Genomic DNA, 19,801 nt, shown 5'->3' with positions numbered 1-19,801 from the left:
GGGGCATCCGCGCCCGCGCGGGTGCCGGCGGGCCGGGGCCATGGGGGACATGATGGTGACGCTCGAATTCGACCATCTCGCGGTGGCGGGCGAGACGCTCGGCGCGGCCGCGGCGCATGTGGAAGCGGCGCTTGGCGCGCCGCTTTCGGGCGGCGGGCGGCACGCGAGCTTCGCGACGTGGAACCGTCTGCTGTCGCTCGGGCCCGCGGAATACCTCGAGGCGATCGCCGGGGACCCCGAGGCGCCGCCGCCGGCCCGCCCCCGCTGGTTCGGCCTGGACGGGTTCCATGGCCCGGCCCGGCTTCAGGCGTGGATCTGCCGGGTCGCGGACCTCGACGCGGCGCTGGCCGCGCTGCCCGAGGCGGGGCAGGCGGTGGACCTGGCCCGCGGCGACCTGCGCTGGCGCATGGCCGTGCCGGAGAACGGGCTTGCGGCATGGGATGGCCTCTTCCCGGCGCTCATTGAATGGCAGGGGCCGCGCGCGGCGGATCGCCTCGCCGAAAGCGGGTGCGGGCTTCGCGCGCTCCATCTGTGCCACCCGGAGGCCGAGGCGCTCGCCGCGCGGCTCGCGCCCCATCTCGACGACCCGCGCATCGCGTTCCGGGAAGGGCGGCCCGGGCTTCGGGCGCGGATCGACACGCCGCGCGGGGTGCGGCAGCTGGCATGATCGTGCGTGCGGCAAGGGTCGGGGATGCCGCGCCCGTCGCGGCGATCTGGAACGCGGTGATCCGCGACACGGCCATAACCTTCACCACCGAGGAGAAGACGGAGGCCCGGATCGCCGCCGATATCGCGGCGCGTGGCGGCGCCTTCGTCGTGGCCGAGGAAGCGGGCGCGCTGCTCGGTTTCGCAACCTATTTCCAGTTTCGCAACGGGCCGGGCTACGCCCGCACGATGGAGCACTCGATCATGCTCGCGCCCATGGCGCGGGGCCGCGGCGCGGGCCGCGCGCTCATGACCGCGCTGGAAACCCATGCGCGGGCGGCCGGCATGTGCAGCCTCTGGGCCGGGATCAGCGGGGCCAACCCCGACGGCGTGGCCTTCCACGCCGCGCTCGGCTTCGAGCATGTCGCGGTGCTGCCCGAAGTGGGCTGGAAGTTCGGGCGCTGGCACGATCTCGTGCTGATGCGGAAACGCCTTCACGGATCCGCCTGACACCGTCGCGCGCCCGCGTTAGGATCGCTCATGTCCATCTGGAACCGCATCTCCGACGCGCTGAAGGCGCTCCGTCAGGGGGAGAGCCTCGCCGACGTCTTCGACCGGCTGAAGACGCCGCCGGATCGCAGCGTGGGGTTCACCATCGCCGTGATCGCGCTCGGCGCGAAGATGGCCAAGGCCGACGGTCAGGGCACGCGCGACGAGGTCGCCGCGTTCCGGGAGGTGTTCCAGATCGCCCGGGAGGATGAGCGCGAGGCGGCGCGCGTGTTCAATCTCGCCCGGCAGGACGTGGCGGGCTACGAACACTACGCGCAGCGCATCCGCAACATGTTCGGCGACGAGATCGCCACGCTGTGCGACCTGATGGAGGGGCTCTTTCACATCGCGCTGGCCGACGGGGCCTATCACCCGGGCGAGGACCGGTTCCTGCGGCGTGTGGCGCAGATCTTCGGGCTCTCCGGGCCGCAGTTCGCGGCGCTGCGCGCGCGCTTCGTGCCCGAGGACGGCATGCGCGACCCCTACGCCGTTCTGGGTCTCGCGCCCGACGCCTCGCGCGAGGAGGCGCGCGCGGCCTGGCGCGCGCTCGTGCGCGAGACGCATCCGGACCGGATGGTCGCACGTGGCGTGCCCGAGGAGGCGATCCGGCTCGCCGAGCGGCGGATGCAGGACATCAACCGCGCCTGGGAAGAGATCAGCGAGCGCAGGGCCTGAGCCATGCGCCTGGCCACCTACAACGTGGAGTGGTTCGATGCGCTTTTCGACGACGAGGGCGGGCTTCTCGCCGACGACGCGCGCTCGGGCCGCCGCGGCGTCACGCGCTTCGAGCAGGCCACGGCCCTCGGCATCGTGTTCACCGCGCTCGACGCCGACGCGGTGCTCGTGGTGGAGGCGCCCGCGGCGCACCGGGGGCGTGACGGGGTCAGGGCGCTGGAATCCTTCGCCGCGATCTACGGGCTGCGCACGCGCCGGGCGCTGATGGGGTTCGCCAACGACACCCGGCAGGAGATCGCGCTGCTTTACGATCCCGACGCGGTCACCGCGCGGCACGATCCGCGCGGGGGCCTCTCCGATGAGGACGGAGAGCCGCCGCGCTTCGACCAGCCGTTCCGGATCGACCTCGACATAGACGACCGGGTGGATCGGGTCGCCTTCTCCAAGCCGCCGCTCGAGGTGGCGCTGGCGTCCGCGGGCGGGGCGCGGAGCCTTCGCCTGATTGGGGTGCACCTGAAATCGAAGGCGCCGCACGGGGCAAGGGACCGCGACGCGGTGATGCGCGCGGCCATCGCCAACCGGCGCAAGCAGCTTGCCCAGGCGATCTGGCTGCGCCGCCGGGTGGACGCCGACCTTGCCCGCGGGTCGGACGTGATCGTGCTGGGGGATCTGAACGACGGCCCCGGTCTCGACGTCTACGAGGATCTCTTCGGCCGCTCCTCGGTGGAGATCGTCATGGGCGGGGACGGCGAGACCCGGCTTTTCGACCCGCATGCTAGGGAGGCGCTGGAGCGGCGGCTCGGCGCGCAACCCAGCACCGCGCGGTTCTACCTGGACACCGAGCGGCGCTTCCTCGCGGCGCTGCTCGATTACGTCATGGTGTCGCCCGGGCTGATGGCCTGCCGCCCGGCCTGGCGGATATGGCATCCTTTCGACGATCCGGTCTGCTGGGAAACGCCCGAGTTGCGCGGCGCGCTTCTGACGGCCTCGGATCATTTTCCGGTCACGCTCGATCTCGACATCGCGGCGCGATCTTAAAACCGTCATCCGAAGGTCCTATATTGCGGTCCATGAAACGCGTAGCTCCTGCCTGCCTCGCCGTGCTCCTGTCGGCCTCCCCCGCCCTGGCCCAGGAGGCGGAGACACCCCCCGAGACGCCGCCGCCCGACGCGGGAGAGGCCGAGAACGGGCTGAGCCTGATGGAAGAGGGCGCCAAGCTGTTCATGCGCGGCATCATGAACGAGATGGAGCCCGCGCTGCGCGAACTCGAGGGCATGGCGCGCGACCTCGAACCCGCGCTGCGCGATTTCGCCGAGCAGATGGGCCCGGCGCTGCGCGACCTCTTTGCCGAGGTGGAGGACTGGAGCGCCTACCACCCGCCCGAAATGCTGCCCAACGGCGACATCATCCTGCGGCGGAAGACCCCCGAGGAAATGGCGCCCGACCCCGAGGCGGGGCCCGACGGCTCGATCGAGCTCTGACGCTCAGCGCCGCCCGATATTGACCGAGATTTCGGCGCCGAGCGCTGCGCCCAGCGACTGGAACCGTGCCTCGGCGACCTCTCCGTAAAGGGGTGCGGCGTCCGCCGACAGGTGCAGCTGAAGGATCTTCTTCTTCGGAAACCACCGCAGTTCGCCCGGCTGTTCCTCGTTCGACATCCAGAGCATCGCACCGAACCGCATCGCCTTGCCGAGCACTTCCGCCTCGTTGCGTTCGGGCTCGTCGAGCAGGTCGTAAAGCCTGTCGAAGCGGGTGCCCTCGCGCTTGTTGCGGTAGCGGTGCATCAGCGCGAGCCCCAGAAAGACCCGTTCGGAATGCTTCAGCCCGCCCAGATTGGCGCGCGTGGCGTTGTCGAAACAGATCTCGGCGCGATAGTCCGGATGGGCGCGCCAGCTTACGTCGTGCAGCAGGCAGGCCGCCTGCACGAGGCGTTTCTTCGCCTCCGGCGCGTTGCGGAAGAGGGGGCGTATGAACTCGTGAAGCTTGCGCCCGAAGCCCGGCAGCCGCGCATCCTTGGCCTCTGAAAACAGGCACGACTCGATCAGCGGATCGCGGTCGCGCAGCCGCTGGGGCATCTGCTCGTAAAGCAGGCCCTCGCGGATCCCGTAGCTCGACAGCGCGATGTCCTTGGGCTGGAACCGCCGCACCAGTCGCCCCAGCACCTCGGCGGCGTAGGGCACGAGCGACATGCGGCTGGACGAGATGTTGCAGGCGGTGCGCAGCGCCTCGAGATCGGCCTTCTCGATGAACTTGACCGTCTGCGAGACGGCCTTCGCGGTCATGCGGTATTCGTGCAGCACGTGGAGCGGGTAGCCGCGCCGCTCCATGTCGATGCGCGCGATCGCGCGCCACGAGCCGCCGACGAGGAAGAGACGATTGTGTTGCGGGCCCATCTCCGCGGCAAGCTGCTCCATGACCTCGGCGATGTGGGCCGTGCGCGCCTTCTTGCCGCCCGGCATGTCGCGCAGCCTGAGCGGCCCGAGCTGGGAGCTGACCCTGCGCCCGACGCGGCCCTCGAAGATCTCCGCCAGCTCCATCGACGACCCGCCGATGTCGCAGACGAGCCCGTAGGAGCCCGGCCAGCCCAGCAGCACGCCCTGGGCGGAAAGGCGCGCCTCCTCGCGGCCGTCGATCACCCAGAGTTTCAGGCCGGTTTCGCCCTCGACCTCGGCACGGAACTCCGCCCCGTCGGCCGCGTCGCGCACCGCCGCGGTCGCGACGACCGTGAGCGGCGTCGCGCCCATGCCTTCGGCCAGAAGCTGGAAGCGCGCGAGCGCGGCAAGGGCGCGCGCGCGTCCCTCGGGGGTCAGACGCCCGGTTTCCGCGAAGCCCGCGCCGAGCGCGCACATGATCTTTTCGTTGTAGAAATAGGCCGGCGAGCGCGCGGCGCCGTCGAACACCACGAGGCGGACGGAGTTCGAGCCCACGTCCACCACGCCGACCCGCGACAGCGCCCGAGCCGAGGCATCGCGGAAAAGCGGTCTGCCGAAGGGTTCCCCATCGTCAGCGACGGAGTGGTCCGACCCGTCCATCTCGCCCCCAAGCGGTTCACGCGGAAGAATGTGGTCTCGCGTCGGCAAGGTCAATCGCTGGTATGGGTCAGTTGCGGAACGTCATGCGCGCCCGCCGAGCCACGGCCCGAAAGCGAGGGGTTTTCCATGAAGAAGCGGTGGCAATTGAACGCGAACGCGCCCTCAGGCACCGGCTCGCGGTGAAAGCTGCCGTCGGGCCGCATCACCCAGGACTGCGCCGTGTCGGCGAAATTCGCGGCCATGATCTGATCCACGATCTGGGCCTTCACGGTCGCGTTCTCGATCTCCACCAGGGTTTCCACCCGGCGGTTGAGGTTGCGCCCCATCCAGTCGGCCGAGGAGATGTAGACCCTGGCCTCGCTCGAGGGCAGCCCGTGACCGTTGCCGAAGCAGACGATCCGCGAGTGTTCGAGAAAGCGGCCGACGATGGACTTGATGCGGATGTTCTCCGACAGCCCCGCGATGCCCGGGCGCAGCCCGCAGATGCCGCGCACCACCCCGTCGACGCGGACGCCGGCCCGGCTTGCGGCGTAAAGCGCGTCGATCATGTCGGGCTCGATCAGCGAGTTCATCTTCAGCCAGATCCGCGCGGGCTTTCCTTCGCGCGCGAAGGCGGCCTCCTTCTCGATCATCTCGAGCATCCGCGGTTTCAGCGAGTGCGGGGAGATCGCGAGGTTCTCCAGCGTTTCGGGCATGGCGTAGCCCGACAGGTAGTTGAAGACGCGCGTGGCGTCCCGCCCCAGCGCGGGATCGCAGGTGAAGAAGCTGAGGTCGGTGTAGATCTTGGCGGTGATCGGGTGGTAATTGCCGGTGCCGTAATGCGTGTAGGTGACCAGCCGCTCGCCCTCGCGCCGCACCACGGTGCTGATCTTGGCATGGGTCTTCCAGTCGATGAAGCCGTAGACGACATGGGCGCCCGCGCGTTCCAGCCGGCGCGACTGACGGATGTTCGCCGCCTCGTCGAAGCGTGCCTTCAGCTCGACGAGCGCGGTGACCGACTTGCCGTCCTCCGCCGCCTCGCAAAGCGCCTCGACGATCGGGCTGTCGCGCGAGGTGCGGTAGAGCGTCTGCTTGATCGCGACGACGTCGGGGTCGCGCGCCGCCTGTTGCAGGAAGCGCACCACCATGTCGAACGTCTCGTAGGGGTGATGGAGCAGCATGTCCTTCTGGCGGATCGCCGCGAACATGTCGCCCTCGTGGTCCTGCACCCGCTCGGGCACGCGCGGCGTGAAGGACGGCCAGAGCAGGTCGGGCCGCGCGTCGAGCACGAGCTCCTTCAGGTCGGCGACGCCGATCATGCCGTCGATCTCGATCACCTCGTCGGGGATCACCTCGAGTTCGCGCATGATCATCTCACGCAACTCTTCCGGGGCGCCGGAAGAGATCGTCATGCGCACCACCTCGCCGCGCCGCCGGCGCTTCAGCGCGACCTCGAACTCGCGCACGAGGTCCTCGGCCTCTTCCTCGAGCTCGAGATCGCTGTCACGCAGGACGCGGAAGGTGCAATGGCCGGTCGGCCGGTAGCCGGGAAACAGGCTGTCGAGGTGCAGCATCAGCAGCTCTTCGAGCGGCAGAACCCGGTGGTTGCCGTCGGGCGAGGGCAGCGGTGCGAAGCGGTCGATCTGGTGGGGGATCGGCAGGAGCGCCTGAAGCGCGCGCCCGTCCCGGCTACGCTCGAGCTGCAACGCGAGGCTGAAGCCCGTGTTGGGAATGAACGGGAACGGATGCGCCGGGTCGATCGCGAGCGGAGAGAGCACCGGGAAGACGCGGTCGAGGAACACGGTCCCCAGATGGTCGCGGTCGGCCTCCGAGAGCGTCGCGGCCGTCTCGATGACGATGCCTTCCTTCTCCATCTCCGCGCGGAGCGCGGCGTAGACCGATTGCTGGCGCTCCATGAGGCCCCGCGCGTTCTCGTCGATCAGCACGAGTTGCTGGGCCGGGGTAAGCCCGTCGGCGGCCGGCGTCGTGTTGCCGGCCTTCGCCAGTTCGCGCAGGCCGGCCACGCGCACGGTATAGAACTCGTCGAGGTTCGTGGCCGAGATCGACAGGAAGCGAAGCCGCTCCAGCAACGGCACGCGCAGGTGCTCCGCCTCTTCGAGCACACGCCAGTTGAAGCCGAGCCAGGACAGCTCGCGGTTGAAGAACCGCCGCGGCCCCGACAGATCGTCATCGGGCAGCGGCTCGGGCTCGGGCAGGTCCGAATTGAGGAAATCCGCGGTGGTCATGGTCTCTCCTTGCTCCGCTCTCGTGTCGTCGCGATGACACTGGGCGGGCTGGCGTCATGTTTCATCGAGCACCTCGGCGGCAAGCGCGCGCGTGACCGGACGCTTGCCCGCCAGCGCGGCGCGGTCAAGCTTTGCCACGATCCGGGCGGCGGCGGCGAAGGAACGGTCGATACGCCGGGTGAGGTAGGTGATGGTGTCCGGGCTGGGGCTGAGCTGGCGATCGGCGAAGAGCTTCGCCAGCAGCGCCGAAAGCAGCGCGTCGTCGGGCGCGGCGAGGCGGACGATGCCCGCGGCCTGAAGCCGGCTTTCCAGATCGGGCAGACCGAGGCCCCAGCGCCCCGGCGCGCCGCGCCCCGTGACCAGAAGCGCCCGCCGCTCGGCGAGTGCGAGGTTGTGCAGGTGGAAAAGCGCGGCCTCGGCCGCGCCGTCTTGCGCGATGCGGTCCGCATCCTCCACCGCCACGGGGCGGGCGGCCAGCGCGGGGATGTCGGCCGCCGCCAGCTCCGCCGCGGCGACGATCCGTGCCCCCGACAGCGCGGCCCAGACATGGGCGAGGTGGGTTTTCCCCGCGCCTTGCGGGCCGACGAGCACGAGCTTGCCGCCGGGCCAGTCCCGCCACCCCTCGACGGTGGCGAGCGCCTCGGCGTTCGCGGGCGAGACGAAGAAATCGTCCCGTCCGAGTGCCGGCCGCGCCGGAAGATCGAAGCTGAGCTGGCGCGGCATTCGCGTCACTCGTCGTCCATGCTGTCGAGACCGCGATAAAGGCGGCTGTCGAGGTATTGCCCGACGGCGAACCGTGCCACGACCCCGATCGCGGCGGCCACGGGAACCGCGACGAGCATGCCGACGAAACCGAACAGCGATCCGAACACGGTCAGCGCCAGCAAGAGCCAGACCGGGTGCAGACCCACCGAGTTGCCGACGAGGCGCGGGGTGATGACGTTGCCCTCCATCAGCTGGCCGAACTGGAAGATCACCGCTACCAGCGCGATCCAGAGCCAGTCGCCCCAGAACTGGAACAGCGCGAGGCCGATCGCCATCATGCCGCCGACGATGGCGCCCACATAGGGAATGAAGGTCAGAAGCCCCGCGATGAAGCCGACCACGAGCCCGAACTGAAGCCCGACGGCCATCAGCGCCACGGCGTAATAGGTGCCCAGAAGAAGGCAGACGGTGCCCATGCCGCGCAGGAACCCCGAAAGCGTCCGGTCGATCTCGCTGGCGAGACGGCGGATCACTGGCGCGTGGTCGCGCGGCAGAAGCCTGTCGATCTGCGCGATCATCCTGTCCCAGTCGAGCAGAAGATAGACGGCCACGACCGGCACGATCACGAAGAGAAGGACGACGTTGAGGAGCGAGCTGACCGAGGACAACGCCCGGTTCAGCATCTCCAGCCCGCGCGACTGCACGGCCTCGGCGATCTGGTCGAGCGAGCGGCGGATCGTGCTGTCGGGCTCGACGATCTCGGGGAAGCGCGCGAGCAGGAAATCGCGCAGCTGGCTCAGCAGTTGCGGCACGACGTTCACCAGCTCGACCGTCTGCTGCACCAGCGTGGGAATGACGAGAAGCGCCATCACGACGAAGACGAGTACCGCGCCGACCGCGATGATCGCCGTGGCCAGGGCCCGGGAACATCCCGCGCGCTGAAGCCGGTCGGCCACGGGATCGAGGAAATAGGCGATGGCGCCGCCGAGTACGAAAGGCAGAAGCACGTCGCCGAGGTACCAGAGCACCACGAGGAAGAGCGCCGCGGCGATGCCCCAGTATTTCAGCTGCTGGCGGACGGGCAGGGCCATGGCGTCTCCTTGCTTTGGGGGTATTTCACCGTATCCGGCCGGCGTTTCAACCCCGCGTTGGCGTGGCGCCGCGCCGCGGCGGCAATCGGGCGGGATCTGACGAAAGGTCAGGTTTTCCGGAATTGCCGGAAAGCGGTCGAGCGTGCACGGTTCAACCACTCCGTCGTTTGGAGCTTAGCGAGTGGGCGGCCGACGGCGGCGTCGGTCGCCGGGGTTACCTGTCGTTCTCGTACGAGTGCCGCCGGCCGCGCCTGCCGCCCGGGCGCGCCGGCGGGGGGGTCCTGTGGCCGGGGCAGGGCGCGGGCCAACGCGCTGCCCGGGCCCGCCCTCGGCGCTTCCTTGTGCCCGGACGCAACCTCTTCTAAACCGCGCGGGACTGTCATGCCAGAGAGGGTCCGATGCGCCTGTCCCGCTATTTCCTGCCGGTCCTGAAGGAAACGCCCTCCGAGGCGCAGATCGCGAGCCACCGCCTGATGCTGCGGGCGGGCATGATCAAGCAGGCCTCCGCCGGCATCTATTCCTGGCTTCCGCTGGGCTTTCGCGTGCTGCGCAACATCGAGCGCATCGTGCACGAGGAACAGGTCCGCGCCGGGCACATCCCGATGCTGATGCCGACCCTGCAAGCGGCCGACCTGTGGCGCGAGAGCGGGCGCTACGACGATTACGGCGAGGAGATGCTGCGCATCCGGGACCGCCACGGGCGCGACATGCTCTACGGCCCCACGAACGAGGAACTGATCACCGACATCTTCCGCGCCCACGTCGCCAGCTATCGCGACCTGCCACTCACGCTCTACCACATCCAGTGGAAGTTCCGCGACGAGATCCGCCCGCGGTTCGGGGTGATGCGGGGGCGGGAATTCTACATGAAGGACGGCTACACCTTCGATCTCAGCCGGGAAGACGCGATCCACGCCTACAACCGCCATTTCGTCAGCTACCTGCGCACCTACGAGCGGATGGGGCTTCAGGCGATCCCGATGCGGGCCGATTCTGGCCCCATCGGCGGCGACGACACGCACGAGTTCCTGGTGCTCGCCGACACCGGCGAATCCGAGGTCTTCTACGACAGTGCCGTGACCGACATTCGCATGGGCGAGCGATCGACCGACTACGACAGCCCGGCCGACTGCAAGGCCGTGGTCGATGAATTCACGGCCCTCTACGCCCGCACCGACGAGACGCATGACGCCGCGGTCTTCGCCAAGGTGCCGGAGGCGCGCCGCCGGAAGGGCCGCGGCATCGAGGTCGGCCAGATCTTCTATTTCGGGACCAAGTACTCGGAGCCGATGGGCGCTGTCGTCACCGACCACGACGGCAACCGCGTGCCCGTGCACATGGGCAGCCATGGCATCGGGGTGTCGCGCCTCGTGGGCGCGATCATCGAGGCGAGCCACGACGAGGCGGGGATCATCTGGCCCGAGGGCGTGACGCCTTTCCCGGTGGGGCTGGTCAACCTTCGCCCGGGCGACGGGGCGACCGATGCCGCCTGCGGGCACATCTACGAGGCGCTCGCGGCCGAGGGGCTGGAGCCGCTCTACGACGACACCGAGGAGCGCGCGGGCGCCAAGTTCGCGACGCAGGACCTGATCGGCCTGCCGTGGCGGATCACCGTGGGGCCGCGCGGGATCGCGCAGGGAAAGGTCGAACTGACGTCGCGCCGCACGGGCGAGAGCGAGGAGATGTCGACCGAGGCTGCGGTCGCCCGGATCGTGGAGATCTACGCCCCCCACCGGCCGCGCCACGCGCCCTGACGGGGCGCCCGGTCAGCCGCTCGGCATCCGCAGGACGTGGTTCCGCCCGTTCTTGGTGTAGCGGAGTTCCGCGTCCCCGATGGCGTTGACCTGCCCGCCGTCGAGGCGGTCGCCCACCTCGACCTTGAGGTAGCGCCCGTTCGAGAGGCGCACCAGCGCGCGGCGGTTCGACGGCTGACCGTAAACCCCGATCAGGTTGACCTGTCGCAGGTTGATCGCGTTGTCGAGCGTGGCCTCGCGCGCGACCGTGGTGCTCGACGGGGCGGCGGGTGTCACGGTGCGGGGCGCCGCGGCCGCGATGCGCGTGGGTTCCGGCTCGGCGCGGGCGACGGTCCGGCCGAAATTCCCCGGCCGTGCCTCGGGCGCGATCGACGCGACGACGGCAAGCCGCGTCGCGGAGGACAGATCGGGCGCCTCGGATGCGGGTTCGGCCGTGGCGGTCGAGGCGGAGGCGCTCGCCGAGGCGGCGTCTGCGGCGGCGCGCCGGGCCTCCGCCAGCGCGGCCTCGGCGGCGGTCTGCGCGTCTTCGAACGTGGCCGCCCGGGCCTGCGCCGCGGCCGTCACGGCCGCGGGGCGCGCCTGCGGGCGCACGGCGGCCAGGGCGCTTTCCGGCCCCGCCTCGTCCCCGAGCAGGCTCTCTTCGGCAGGCGCGGCCTCGTCCGTCCGGGATAGATCGCCCGGCCGCGTCGGTGGACCGTCCTCGGCCACGCCATCGAGGCGCGGGCCGAAGATCAGCCCGGTGTCGGGCGCGGCCTCCGGCGCGGCGTTGCCCGTGTCGCGCCGCGGCGGCACCACCGGCGGCGGGCCTTCGTAGATCGTGATGCCGCGCGGCGAATAGGAGCCTTCGGGCGTGGGCCGGATGTTGCCGTCCGCGTCAAGCTGGAACACCGTTCCGGGCGGCGGCGCCGGGGGCTGCCGCGGCAGGGTCCTGTCGGCACGCGCCGGCGCGGCGCGCGGGCGCGAAAGCGCCTCGGCCCGCGGGACTGCGCCGTCGATCGAGGCGAGGACAAGCCCGTCGATCGGGATCAGCTCGGGCAGATCGGGCCGCTCCGGCGCGATCTGCCAGATGCCGGTCACCGCGTAGCGCGCCTCGGCCTCGGCGGGGGTGAGTGCGCGCCGGGCCTCCGGGGCCGGTTCCGGCTCTGGCAGCGGTGTCTGTGCGGGGGGCGCCTCGGGGGTGCGCGCGGCCGTCTCGACCGCTTCGGGCTCCGGCTCCGGCGCGGGTTCGGGGGACGCGTCCTCCGCTTCCGCCTCCAGGGCGGCGACTTCCGGCGCTGGGTCGGCGGGCTCTTCCGGCGCGTCGAGACGCGCCGCCGCCCTCTCCGACCGGTCGGGGAAGAACCGCGCGAGACCCTCGTCGACGAAGACCGCGGCCCAGGCGGCGACACCCACGAGAAACAGCAGAAGCGCCGCCGTCAGCATCAGGCCGAGATAGCGGGGCTTGCCCCCCACCTTCTGGTCGCCCCGCGCGCCGAAGAGTGTCAGGCGGTCGGCTTCGTCGTGGCTCGGCGCGCTCAGCGGCGGCTGGCCCGCGGCCGGTTGCGGCGCGGCGATCGCGGGGCCCGACGTCCGGATCGGCGGGGGTGCGGATGGCGTGCCGGTCGTGTCTTTCTCCGCGCCGCGGCGCGCGGCGGGGCCGGCCGCCGGCGGTCGGGCGGGCGGCTCCCGGTCCTGCGGCCTTGGGCCGGTAACGGGCGCCGGGGGCGTCGCGAGCCTCGGGGCGGGCGCCTGCGGGATGCGCGGCGGCTCGGACCCGGTGCCGCGCAGCGGCGGCGCGACGGGCGCCTCGGGCGGGTCGCGGCGCGCCGGGTCCGCCGAGCGGAAGGACGGCAGGACCGGCGTCGCCTCGGCCGCTTCGGAGGCGGCGGTGCTGCGGCGCGCCCGGATCGAGAAGAAGAGCGCGGGCGGCGCCTCGTCGGCTGCCTCGTCCTCGTCTTCTGCCGTGGCGTCCTCCGGCGTCGCGGCCTCGCCGGACGTTCCGCCTGTCTGACCGGCGTCCGCGAGCGCCCCGGCATCCTGCTGTGCGCCGGGCGTTGCGGGGGCGGTCGCGCCGCCGGCATCCGGCGCGGAGGACGCCGCCGCCTCTTCGCCATCTGGTGCCACCGGCGCGTCTTCCCCCGCGCTGTCGTCGCGGTCCTCGGGGCCACCGGACGGCGTGCCATCCGCCCGCTCGGCCGGAACGGCGGGTGGCGGGGCCGCGCCCACCACCTCGAGGCGGGTGTCTTCGGGCTCAACCGAGGTGCCCGCAGACAGGAAAAGATCCGCCGCGGCGGTTTCCCCGAAAAACACCTGGCGTCCGAAACCGCCGCTTTCCGGCGTGGCGACGAAGCTGACGGGATTGAACCGGTGCTCGAGCGCGAAGGCTTCCGCCTCTTCCAGCGTCTCGCGCGCGACCGCCGCGACCCGCGTGACGGAGCCGTCCACGGTCCAGTCGAAGGTCAGTTCCTCGACCGCGTAGGGCGTCGCGCCGTCTAGCGCATGGCGGATCATCGCCTGGCGGGTCTCGTCGTCCGCCGCGCCCGTCTCGATCTCGAGGTAGCGGATCTGCGACTCCGGGATGACGAGCATCGTGGTGAAGCCGCCCGGCGCGAGGCCTAGGGCGGCGCGCCGCAGGTCCGCAAGTTCGGCGTCGAGATCGTCCACGTCGAGTGTGACGTCCCCCACGCGAAGCCAGCCCCCATCCCCGCGCAGATGGAGGCCGATGCCGTCAAAGGACAGCGACAGGGCAAAATCTGGTTTCATCGCTGAGTCTCATAGCATTCTTGCGACAGGCAATGGGAGTCCCGCGATGCGCGCGCCGCGACCCGGCTAGCGATTTGCCGCCGAGCGCGATGCGCGCGCCGCGCTCGGCGCTTGCCAGCAGCCGGGGGTTGAGCGACGCTGACGCTGTGGCCGTGGAATTCGCGGCAGGAGGAGCCTTTCGCATGCGATTTGCACTTGTTCTGGCGGCCGTGCTGGCCATCGCCGCCCCCGCCCTTGCGCAGACGACCGCGCCCACGATCACCGTCACCGGCACCGGAGAGGCAAGCGCCGCCCCGGACACGGCGATCGTCTCGCTGGGCGTCGAGGAGCAGGCCGAGACCGCCCGCGACGCCATGGACCGCGCCTCTCGCGCGGCGGGCGCGATCCTGTCGCGCCTCGAGGAGATGGGCGTGGCTGCACGCGACATCCAGACCAGCGAGCTGTCGCTGGCCCCCGTCTGGAACGACCCGGAGCGCGACGCGCAGCGCGAGATCACGGGCTACGCGGCGCGCAACCAGGTGACGGTGCGGCTGCGCGACCTCGACGCGCTGGGCGGTATTCTCGACGCGGTTCTCGCCGATGGCGCCAACCGTTTCGGCGGTCTGAGCTTCACGCTGGCGGATCCTTCGGGGCCGATGGCCGAGGCGCGCGCGGCGGCCGTGCGCGACGCGATGTCGCGCGCCGCGCAACTGGCCGAGGCGGCTGGCGTCGGCCTTGGCCCGGTCCAGAGCATCGGCGAGCGCGGCGGCGCGCCGCGCCCGGTGATGATGGAGGGGGCGCGCATGGCCTCGGACGCGGCCATGCCGGTGGCCGCTGGCGAACTCGAGCTGCGCGTTCAGGTCGAGATGGTCTTCGCCATCGCGCAGTGAGTTCGCGGGTGGCCGGTTCAGCCGGCCGCTTTCGCGAGGCCCTGCTCGAGGTCGGCGATCAGGTCGGCCGCGTCCTCGATCCCGATGGAGATCCGCACCACGTCCGGCCCCGCCCCGGCCGCGACCTGCTGTTCCGGGGTCAGCTGGCGGTGGGTGGTCGAGGCCGAATGGATGACGAGCGAGCGCGTGTCGCCGAGGTTGGCGACGTGGCTGAAGATCTCGAGCCCGTCGACAAGCTTCACGCAGGCGTCGTAACCGCCCTTGAGCGACACGGTGAAAAGCCCGCCCGCGCCCCTGGGGCAGATCCGCGCCACGCGATCGTTGTAGGGCGAGGAGGGCAACCCGGCATAGGTGACACGCGCCACCGCCGGGTGCTTCTCGAGCCAGCTCGCCACCTCGATCGCGTTCTCGCAGTGCTTGCGCATGCGCAGCGACAGCGTCTCGATGCCCATGAGCGTGTAGTGCGCGGCCTGCGGATTGAGCGTCATGCCAAGGTCGCGCAGCCCCACGGCGATCCCGTGGAAGGTGAAGGCGAGCGGCCCGAACGTCTCGTGGAACTTCAGGCCGTGATAGGCGGGCTCGGGTTCGGACAGGGAGGGGAACTTGCCCGAGGCGGACCAGTCGAACCGGCCCGAATCGACCACCACGCCGCCCGTGACCGTGCCGTTGCCGGTGAGGAACTTGGTCATCGAGTGCACGACGAGCGTGGCGCCGTGCTCGATCGGGCGGCAGAGATATGGCGTGGCCGAGGTGTTGTCGACGATGAGCGGCAGGCCCGCCCCGTCGGCGATCTTCGCGATCTCGTCGAGGTCGGTGATGTAGCCGCCCGGGTTGGCGATCGATTCGCAGAAGATCGCGCGGGTGTCGTCGTCGATCGCGGCCTCGATGGCGGCGTAATCGTCGAAATCGACGAAGCGGGCGGACCACCCGAAGCGCCTGATCGTCTGGCTGAACTGCGTCACCGAGCCGCCGTAGAGACGGGTGGAGACGACGATGTTCCGCCCCGGCTCCATCAGTGGGAAGAGCGCCATGATCTGCGCCGCGTGCCCCGAGGAGCAGCAGACCGCGCCCACGCCGCCCTCGAGCGTCGCCATGCGTTCCTGAAGGACGGCGACCGTCGGGTTGGTGAGGCGCGAGTAGATGTAGCCCACTTCCTGGAGGTTGAAGAGCGCGGCGGCGTGATCCGCGTCGCGGAAGACATAGGCCGTGGTCTGGTAGATCGGGGTCTGGCGGGCGCCGGTCGCCGGGTCTGGGCGGCTGCCCGCGTGGATCTGCAGCGTGTCGAAGCCGTAGTTGGGCCCGTCGGTCATCTGGCACTCTCCCTGTGAAATTCGCCCCGAGGTTTAGGCGCTTTCCGCGCGCCGCTCAATCGTCCCCGGCGGGTGCGGGGCCGGAAAGGACGGCCGTGCGAGGCGTGGCGGCGCCCGCGGACGCGCGGCCCGCGCGCCTCGCGGTCCCGGGAACGGCGGCGCGCGGCGGACCCCGGGCGGCGGAACGCCCGTTCCTTGCGGCGCGTCAGTCCGGCAGCGCGTCGAGCACGGGCTGCCACTGCGCGCGCATCGGCGCGTAAAGCTTCTGCCGGCGGTCGAAGATCGACAGGCCCTGGCTGGCCAGGTCGCCGTAGGCCGCGCGCTCGGTGATCCAGGCGAGCGGCATCTGGCCGATTTCCTCGCAGAAGACGGCAAGCTCGCTCGCGGCGCGGGCGCGCGGGCGCACGCGGTTGGCCACGGTGTGGATTTCCACGCGGCCCTTGCGGACACGCTTGATCGAGCGGAGATCCCGCAGGAAGCGCTTCGTCGCGTCCTCGTCGAACCAGGACGGCATCAGCGGCACCAGCAGAAGATGGCTCCGGGCCACGAGATCCTGCGCCTCGTCCCCGTCGAGCCCGCCCGGCGCGTCCACCACCACCCAGCCGGCCTTCATCCCGGGCGCTTTGCCGAGTGATTTGGGCGACGTCCAGTCGAGCCGCGCGATGGGCGCGGCGTCCTCCGGCCGCCGCTTCAGCCACCGGAACGCCGATTTCTGCGGATCGGCGTCGGCCAGCGCCACCCTCTCGCCCCGCGCCGCCAGCGCCGCGGCGACGGTGATCGCCAGGAGCGTCTTGCCGGCACCGCCCTTGCGGTTGGCCACGAGGATGGTGCGCACCGCTCTAGCCTTCCTTGCCCTGTCCGTGGCGCTTGACGAAATCGCGGATGAAAAGGCGAATTTCCCGCGCGGCGGAGCTGTCCATCTCGTCGCAAAGCTGGATGAACTCGTCGCGATCGTCCTTTGCGATCCGGATCACGAGTTGCCCGTCCTTGGCCTTCTTCTTCTTCGGCATGGGATCTCTTGTGGCTTTCGGTGCCGTTTTTGCCTAGCCTGCGTATATACGCCGCGCAACCCCTTCGCCCTTGCGTCAGCGAATCCAGTAGCCGGCCTTCTTGATCCGGTTGCGCAGTGCCTGCTCGCGCCGGGGCAGGGCGTCGCGGTCGAAAAGGGCGCGTAACTTCCGGCCTCGCCCCTGAAAGATCAGGCGTTTGGCAGCCTCGTGACCCTTGAGCACCTTCTTGATCCGGTTGGGGGCGGCCACCTGTTCGAGAACCTCCACCACGCGGTCGTCCTCGCGGGCGTAGAGTAGCGGCAGCAGCCGGTAATGGCAGGTCGTCCGCCCGTCGAGATAGCCCGGCGGCAGCGTGTGGCGCCCCCCGCCGAAGGAGTGGATGACGAGTGGCAGCGCCACCTGGTCGAGCCAGGGATCGAGGCTCTGGCAGACGAGTTCGGGCGGCGGGTCGTCCCGGATCGCAAGCGCGTAGTCCAGAAAGCGCCGCCCGAAGGCGTGGGCGTCGCGGTGATAGAAGAAGCCCGCGTTGAAGTAGAGATAGCGCCGCCAGAACTCGTCCGGTTCGGTGAGGTCCAGCGACGTTTCGAAATCCAGCCCGAACTTGTCGTAGAGCGAGCGCCAGATATCCGTGTAGCCCGGCCCGTAGAGCTCCAGCCTGGGCCAGGTGCCCTCGCGCCGCAGCGACGCGCTCGGCCGGTCGAAGTCGAAGGGCACCTCGGCGAGTTCGCCCGTCACCAGCGTGTCGGTGTCGAAGAAGACGAAGGGCCGGTCGCCGGGCAGGGCGGCGAGCGCCTCGATCTTGTTGCCGTAGGGGTAGTTTTCACCGAAATGCCGGCTTTCGAAGGGCAGGAATTCCGCACCGAGCTCGCGCAGGAGGGCGCGGGTGGCGTCGTCGGAGATCCTCGGGTCGCGCGACCAGAGCGGGCCGGGCTGCGGCTCCGCCAGAAAGAGGCGCCCCGCAAAGCCGGGACTCATCGCGCGAAGTGACGCGGCGAACAGCACCGCCTCGTATTGCAGCCGCCCGGCCTGGACGACGACAAGGATGTCGAAGGGTTCCGCTGCGCGCGCCCCGTCCATGGCTGCCCCTTCCAAGCTCGGCCCGACTATAGGCGGCGGGCGCACAGGCGCAACGGCACGGCGCAACGGCACGGCGCGGCGGCACGGAGCGTGACGCATGGCGGGCTTGCGGTGCGATCGCTTGTCCGGGCCGGGCCGCGAACCGATGTCCGCGGCAGACGTTTCCGAATTCCTGGCAAGACACATCATGGCAGCCGACATCCCTGCAACCCCTTCGCTGCTGCGCGGGCCTCTGGCCGCGCTGCAGGACACCCTGTCGCGCCACTACCGCAGGCTCGGCGCATTGTCGCGGATGTTGCGGTTCCGGGTGGCGGCAAGCGACAGCTGGATGGACCGGCAGGCGCACCGCGCGCGCCCCGACCGCGTGCTCGGGATCGAGCTCGACGGCGATGTCCGCGCCGTGCTGGAGCTTTACGGCCTCGGCGACGGCCACGCCGAGATCGGCCTCTCGGTCGAGGACGCCTACCAGAACCGCGGCCTCGGCCGGACGCTATTCCGCGCGGGGCTCCGGGCGGCGCGGGAGATGGGGGTGGAGACGGCGGATCTGTTCTTCTCGCAATCCAACACGGCGATCATGAAGATCGTCTCGGAGGTCGGCGCGGAGATCCGGGACCAGCAAGGCGACCGCTGGGCCAGCATCCGCCTCTTGTGAGCGGCGCCGCCGGCGATGCGCCTGGGAATTGCCTGTTGGGGGAATGGTGGGCGACCCTGGAATCGAACCAGGCATGGGTCTCCCCGGCGGATTTACAGTCCGCTGCCGCACCTTGCAGCGCGTCGCCCTTACGCAGGAACCCGGTCCAGCGTGCGGCGCGGGATAGCCTTTGGCCCATGAGGCGTCAACCGGAAATCGCGGGCGCGCGGCGTCGAGGCTTGGCAAGCGCGCCGCCGGCGCGTAAGCCGGACACCGCTTGCAGGGGAGGGTCCGACGCGTGGCGAAAAAGCCGACCTGGGTGGTCGAGAAGGAGCGCGCGCGCCGCGCGGCGGCGGCGGAGACGCTGTGGCTTTTCGGGATCCACGCGGTGGGCGACGCGCTCCGGAACCCGCGCCGGGCGCGGCTGCGCCTCGTGCTGACGAAGAACGCCGCCGACCGCCTCGCCGACGCGGTGGCGCAAAGCGGCATGACGCCCGAGATCAGCGACGCGCGAAAATTCTCCGCCCCGCTCGATCCCGGTGCGGTGCACCAGGGCGCGGCGCTCGAGGTGCGACCGCTCGACTGGGGGCCGCTCGACGCGCTGGTCGCGGATGCGCCGCAGCCCGCGCGCATCGTGGCGCTCGACCGGGTGACCGACCCGCACAACGCCGGCGCGATCCTGCGCTCGGCGGAGGTGTTCGGCGCGGCGGCGGTGATCGCGCCGCGCCACCATGCCGCGCCCGAGACCGGCGCGCTGGCCAAGTCCGCGAGCGGCGCGCTGGAGCGCCAGCCCTACCTGCGGGTGCGCAACCTCGCGGACTCGCTCGAAGAGCTGCGCGGCATGGGCTTCGCCGTGATCGGCCTCGACGGCGGGGGGGAGAAGACGGTGGGCGAGGCGCTCGCCGCGCATCGCGACCTGCCGGTGGCGCTCGTGCTCGGGGCGGAGGGGCCGGGGCTGCGTCCCCGCACGCGTGACACATGCGACGCGCTGGCGCGCATCCCCGCGGCGGGGCCTTTCGGATCGCTCAACGTCTCCAATGCGGCGGCGGTCGCCCTATATGCAGCACGAGCCGAGTGACGCCGGGAGAGGCCGATGCCGCACGCCACGAAGATCGCCACCTGCACCTATTGCGGAACGCGGGCCGCGCTGGTGCTGCGCGGCGACACGCGCCATGAACTGTCCTGCGCGGCCTGCGGCGCACCGCTGCACGATCTGAAGATGCTGCGCGCGGATGCCGTGGAGGCGCGGGGCGGGCGCCCCGCGCAGCCGGCCCGGGCGGCCCCGCGCCCCGCGTCGCGCGGCCCGGGCGCCCGCGGCGTGACGCCGCCCGCCCACTGGGAGCGGATGCACGACGGGCACGATGATCGCCCGCGGCGGAAGAAAACGTCCCGGAAGGCCCGGAAGAAGCGCAAGGGCTTCATGAGAAAGGCGCTGGAAGAGGCGTTCGACGTGCTCGAGGACATCTTCGATTGAGCGCGGGCACCC

At 70.9% G+C, this 19,801-nt stretch carries 19 protein-coding genes and 1 tRNA gene; 10 read left to right on the top strand and 10 right to left on the bottom strand.

The window, feature by feature from the left end:
* Positions 1 to 40: 40 nt before the first annotated feature.
* The 5 genes from AB6A65_RS08075 to AB6A65_RS08055 are packed head-to-tail and all read left to right on the top strand — an operon-like array spanning position 41 to position 3,350.
* A complete protein-coding gene (locus tag AB6A65_RS08075; RefSeq protein ID WP_371037860.1) occupies positions 41 to 667 on the top strand; it encodes a VOC family protein in 627 nt (208 codons plus the stop codon).
* Positions 664 to 1,155, top strand: a complete 492-nt coding sequence (locus tag AB6A65_RS08070) for an N-acetyltransferase family protein (RefSeq protein WP_371037859.1) — start codon at positions 664 to 666, stop codon at positions 1,153 to 1,155. Before AB6A65_RS08075 ends, AB6A65_RS08070 begins: the two co-directional genes overlap by 4 nt.
* 30 nt (positions 1,156 to 1,185) lie before the next feature.
* On the top strand, positions 1,186 to 1,869 hold the full coding sequence (locus AB6A65_RS08065) for a TerB family tellurite resistance protein (protein ID WP_371037858.1): 684 nt from the start codon (positions 1,186 to 1,188) through the stop codon (positions 1,867 to 1,869).
* 3 nt (positions 1,870 to 1,872) lie between these two features.
* Positions 1,873 to 2,907 carry an endonuclease/exonuclease/phosphatase family protein gene (locus AB6A65_RS08060; protein WP_371037857.1) on the top strand — a complete coding sequence of 345 codons (1,035 nt, stop codon included), beginning with the start codon at positions 1,873 to 1,875 and terminating at the stop codon, positions 2,905 to 2,907.
* Between the two features lie 32 nt (positions 2,908 to 2,939).
* The gene (locus tag AB6A65_RS08055) at positions 2,940 to 3,350 is read left to right on the top strand and encodes a hypothetical protein (protein ID WP_371037856.1); all 411 of its coding nucleotides are present in this window, start codon (positions 2,940 to 2,942) and stop codon (positions 3,348 to 3,350) included.
* 3 nt (positions 3,351 to 3,353) lie between these two features.
* Here AB6A65_RS08055 and AB6A65_RS08050 read toward each other — a convergent pair whose 3' ends face one another.
* The 4 genes from AB6A65_RS08050 to AB6A65_RS08035 are packed head-to-tail and all read right to left on the bottom strand — an operon-like array spanning position 3,354 to position 8,922.
* A complete protein-coding gene (locus AB6A65_RS08050) occupies positions 3,354 to 4,901 on the bottom strand; it encodes a Ppx/GppA family phosphatase (protein WP_371037855.1) in 1,548 nt (515 codons plus the stop codon).
* 50 nt (positions 4,902 to 4,951) lie between these two features.
* Complete coding sequence (locus AB6A65_RS08045; RefSeq protein WP_371037854.1) at positions 4,952 to 7,126, bottom strand: RNA degradosome polyphosphate kinase; 2,175 nt, start codon at positions 7,124 to 7,126, stop codon at positions 4,952 to 4,954.
* Positions 7,127 to 7,180: 54 nt separating this feature from the next.
* Positions 7,181 to 7,849 (bottom strand): chromosomal replication initiator DnaA, encoded by a 669-nt coding sequence (locus AB6A65_RS08040; protein WP_371037853.1) that lies wholly within the window; start codon positions 7,847 to 7,849, stop codon positions 7,181 to 7,183.
* A gap of 5 nt (positions 7,850 to 7,854) precedes the next feature.
* Entirely contained in the window at positions 7,855 to 8,922 is a 1,068-nt protein-coding gene (locus AB6A65_RS08035; RefSeq protein ID WP_371037852.1) for an AI-2E family transporter, read from the bottom strand.
* A 398-nt stretch (positions 8,923 to 9,320) separates the two neighbouring features.
* Here AB6A65_RS08035 and proS point away from each other — a divergent pair, with 398 nt between their 5' ends.
* On the top strand, positions 9,321 to 10,676 hold the full coding sequence (gene proS / locus AB6A65_RS08030; RefSeq protein ID WP_371037851.1) for a proline--tRNA ligase: 1,356 nt from the start codon (positions 9,321 to 9,323) through the stop codon (positions 10,674 to 10,676).
* A 12-nt stretch (positions 10,677 to 10,688) separates the two neighbouring features.
* Here the strand turns inward: proS and AB6A65_RS08025 are convergent, their stop codons facing one another.
* Positions 10,689 to 13,418: a hypothetical protein gene (locus tag AB6A65_RS08025; protein ID WP_371037850.1), complete on the bottom strand. Its 2,730-nt coding sequence runs from the start codon at positions 13,416 to 13,418 to the stop codon at positions 10,689 to 10,691.
* A 182-nt stretch (positions 13,419 to 13,600) separates the two neighbouring features.
* On the opposite strand from AB6A65_RS08025, the gene AB6A65_RS08020 reads away from it, so the two are divergent.
* Complete coding sequence (locus AB6A65_RS08020) at positions 13,601 to 14,287, top strand: SIMPL domain-containing protein (RefSeq protein WP_371037849.1); 687 nt, start codon at positions 13,601 to 13,603, stop codon at positions 14,285 to 14,287.
* A 17-nt stretch (positions 14,288 to 14,304) separates the two neighbouring features.
* Here AB6A65_RS08020 and AB6A65_RS08015 read toward each other — a convergent pair whose 3' ends face one another.
* The 4 genes from AB6A65_RS08015 to AB6A65_RS08000 form a co-directional block, all read right to left on the bottom strand.
* The gene (locus tag AB6A65_RS08015) at positions 14,305 to 15,597 is read right to left on the bottom strand and encodes an O-acetylhomoserine aminocarboxypropyltransferase/cysteine synthase family protein (protein ID WP_371037848.1); all 1,293 of its coding nucleotides are present in this window, start codon (positions 15,595 to 15,597) and stop codon (positions 14,305 to 14,307) included.
* Between the two features lie 205 nt (positions 15,598 to 15,802).
* Positions 15,803 to 16,432 (bottom strand): AAA family ATPase, encoded by a 630-nt coding sequence (locus AB6A65_RS08010; protein ID WP_371037847.1) that lies wholly within the window; start codon positions 16,430 to 16,432, stop codon positions 15,803 to 15,805.
* A gap of 4 nt (positions 16,433 to 16,436) precedes the next feature.
* A complete protein-coding gene (locus AB6A65_RS08005) occupies positions 16,437 to 16,607 on the bottom strand; it encodes a hypothetical protein (RefSeq protein ID WP_371037846.1) in 171 nt (56 codons plus the stop codon).
* 75 nt (positions 16,608 to 16,682) lie between these two features.
* Positions 16,683 to 17,684, bottom strand: a complete 1,002-nt coding sequence (locus AB6A65_RS08000; RefSeq protein WP_371037845.1) for a hypothetical protein — start codon at positions 17,682 to 17,684, stop codon at positions 16,683 to 16,685.
* 187 nt (positions 17,685 to 17,871) lie between these two features.
* On the opposite strand from AB6A65_RS08000, the gene AB6A65_RS07995 reads away from it, so the two are divergent.
* Positions 17,872 to 18,336 (top strand): GNAT family N-acetyltransferase, encoded by a 465-nt coding sequence (locus AB6A65_RS07995; protein ID WP_371037844.1) that lies wholly within the window; start codon positions 17,872 to 17,874, stop codon positions 18,334 to 18,336.
* Positions 18,337 to 18,380: 44 nt separating this feature from the next.
* On the opposite strand, the gene AB6A65_RS07990 is transcribed toward AB6A65_RS07995, so the two are convergent.
* Positions 18,381 to 18,464: transfer RNA gene (locus AB6A65_RS07990), tRNA-Tyr, on the bottom strand.
* A 149-nt stretch (positions 18,465 to 18,613) separates the two neighbouring features.
* On the opposite strand from AB6A65_RS07990, the gene rlmB reads away from it, so the two are divergent.
* Together rlmB and AB6A65_RS07980 are read left to right on the top strand one after the other, a co-directional pair.
* Entirely contained in the window at positions 18,614 to 19,393 is a 780-nt protein-coding gene (gene rlmB, locus AB6A65_RS07985; protein WP_371037843.1) for a 23S rRNA (guanosine(2251)-2'-O)-methyltransferase RlmB, read from the top strand.
* 15 nt (positions 19,394 to 19,408) lie between these two features.
* Positions 19,409 to 19,789, top strand: coding sequence for a hypothetical protein (locus AB6A65_RS07980; protein WP_371037842.1), 381 nt, complete (start codon positions 19,409 to 19,411; stop codon positions 19,787 to 19,789).
* Positions 19,790 to 19,801 lie beyond the last annotated feature (12 nt).

The organism is Rhodosalinus sp. FB01, assembly GCF_041365715.1.
Lineage (GTDB): Bacteria > Pseudomonadota > Alphaproteobacteria > Rhodobacterales > Rhodobacteraceae > Rhodosalinus.
The sequence above is the reverse complement of the archived record's forward strand: the minus strand, read 5'-3'. Positions and strand labels throughout refer to the sequence as shown.

What these genes read in the sequence shown, in the direction of transcription:
- AB6A65_RS08075 (WP_371037860.1), top strand. Translation starts at nt 41, where the DNA reads ATGGGGGACATGATGGTGACGCTCGAATTCGACCATCTCGCGGTGGCG.
- AB6A65_RS08070 (WP_371037859.1), top strand. Translation starts at nt 664, where the DNA reads ATGATCGTGCGTGCGGCAAGGGTCGGGGATGCCGCGCCCGTCGCGGCG.
- AB6A65_RS08065 (WP_371037858.1), top strand. Translation starts at nt 1,186, where the DNA reads ATGTCCATCTGGAACCGCATCTCCGACGCGCTGAAGGCGCTCCGTCAG.
- AB6A65_RS08060 (WP_371037857.1), top strand. Translation starts at nt 1,873, where the DNA reads ATGCGCCTGGCCACCTACAACGTGGAGTGGTTCGATGCGCTTTTCGAC.
- AB6A65_RS08055 (WP_371037856.1), top strand. Translation starts at nt 2,940, where the DNA reads ATGAAACGCGTAGCTCCTGCCTGCCTCGCCGTGCTCCTGTCGGCCTCC.
- AB6A65_RS08050 (WP_371037855.1), bottom strand. Translation starts at nt 4,901, where the DNA reads ATGGACGGGTCGGACCACTCCGTCGCTGACGATGGGGAACCCTTCGGC.
- AB6A65_RS08045 (WP_371037854.1), bottom strand. Translation starts at nt 7,126, where the DNA reads ATGACCACCGCGGATTTCCTCAATTCGGACCTGCCCGAGCCCGAGCCG.
- AB6A65_RS08040 (WP_371037853.1), bottom strand. Translation starts at nt 7,849, where the DNA reads ATGCCGCGCCAGCTCAGCTTCGATCTTCCGGCGCGGCCGGCACTCGGA.
- AB6A65_RS08035 (WP_371037852.1), bottom strand. Translation starts at nt 8,922, where the DNA reads ATGGCCCTGCCCGTCCGCCAGCAGCTGAAATACTGGGGCATCGCCGCG.
- proS (WP_371037851.1), top strand. Translation starts at nt 9,321, where the DNA reads ATGCGCCTGTCCCGCTATTTCCTGCCGGTCCTGAAGGAAACGCCCTCC.
- AB6A65_RS08025 (WP_371037850.1), bottom strand. Translation starts at nt 13,418, where the DNA reads ATGAAACCAGATTTTGCCCTGTCGCTGTCCTTTGACGGCATCGGCCTC.
- AB6A65_RS08020 (WP_371037849.1), top strand. Translation starts at nt 13,601, where the DNA reads ATGCGATTTGCACTTGTTCTGGCGGCCGTGCTGGCCATCGCCGCCCCC.
- AB6A65_RS08015 (WP_371037848.1), bottom strand. Translation starts at nt 15,597, where the DNA reads ATGACCGACGGGCCCAACTACGGCTTCGACACGCTGCAGATCCACGCG.
- AB6A65_RS08005 (WP_371037846.1), bottom strand. Translation starts at nt 16,607, where the DNA reads ATGCCGAAGAAGAAGAAGGCCAAGGACGGGCAACTCGTGATCCGGATC.
- AB6A65_RS08000 (WP_371037845.1), bottom strand. Translation starts at nt 17,684, where the DNA reads ATGGACGGGGCGCGCGCAGCGGAACCCTTCGACATCCTTGTCGTCGTC.
- AB6A65_RS07995 (WP_371037844.1), top strand. Translation starts at nt 17,872, where the DNA reads ATGGCAGCCGACATCCCTGCAACCCCTTCGCTGCTGCGCGGGCCTCTG.
- AB6A65_RS07980 (WP_371037842.1), top strand. Translation starts at nt 19,409, where the DNA reads ATGCCGCACGCCACGAAGATCGCCACCTGCACCTATTGCGGAACGCGG.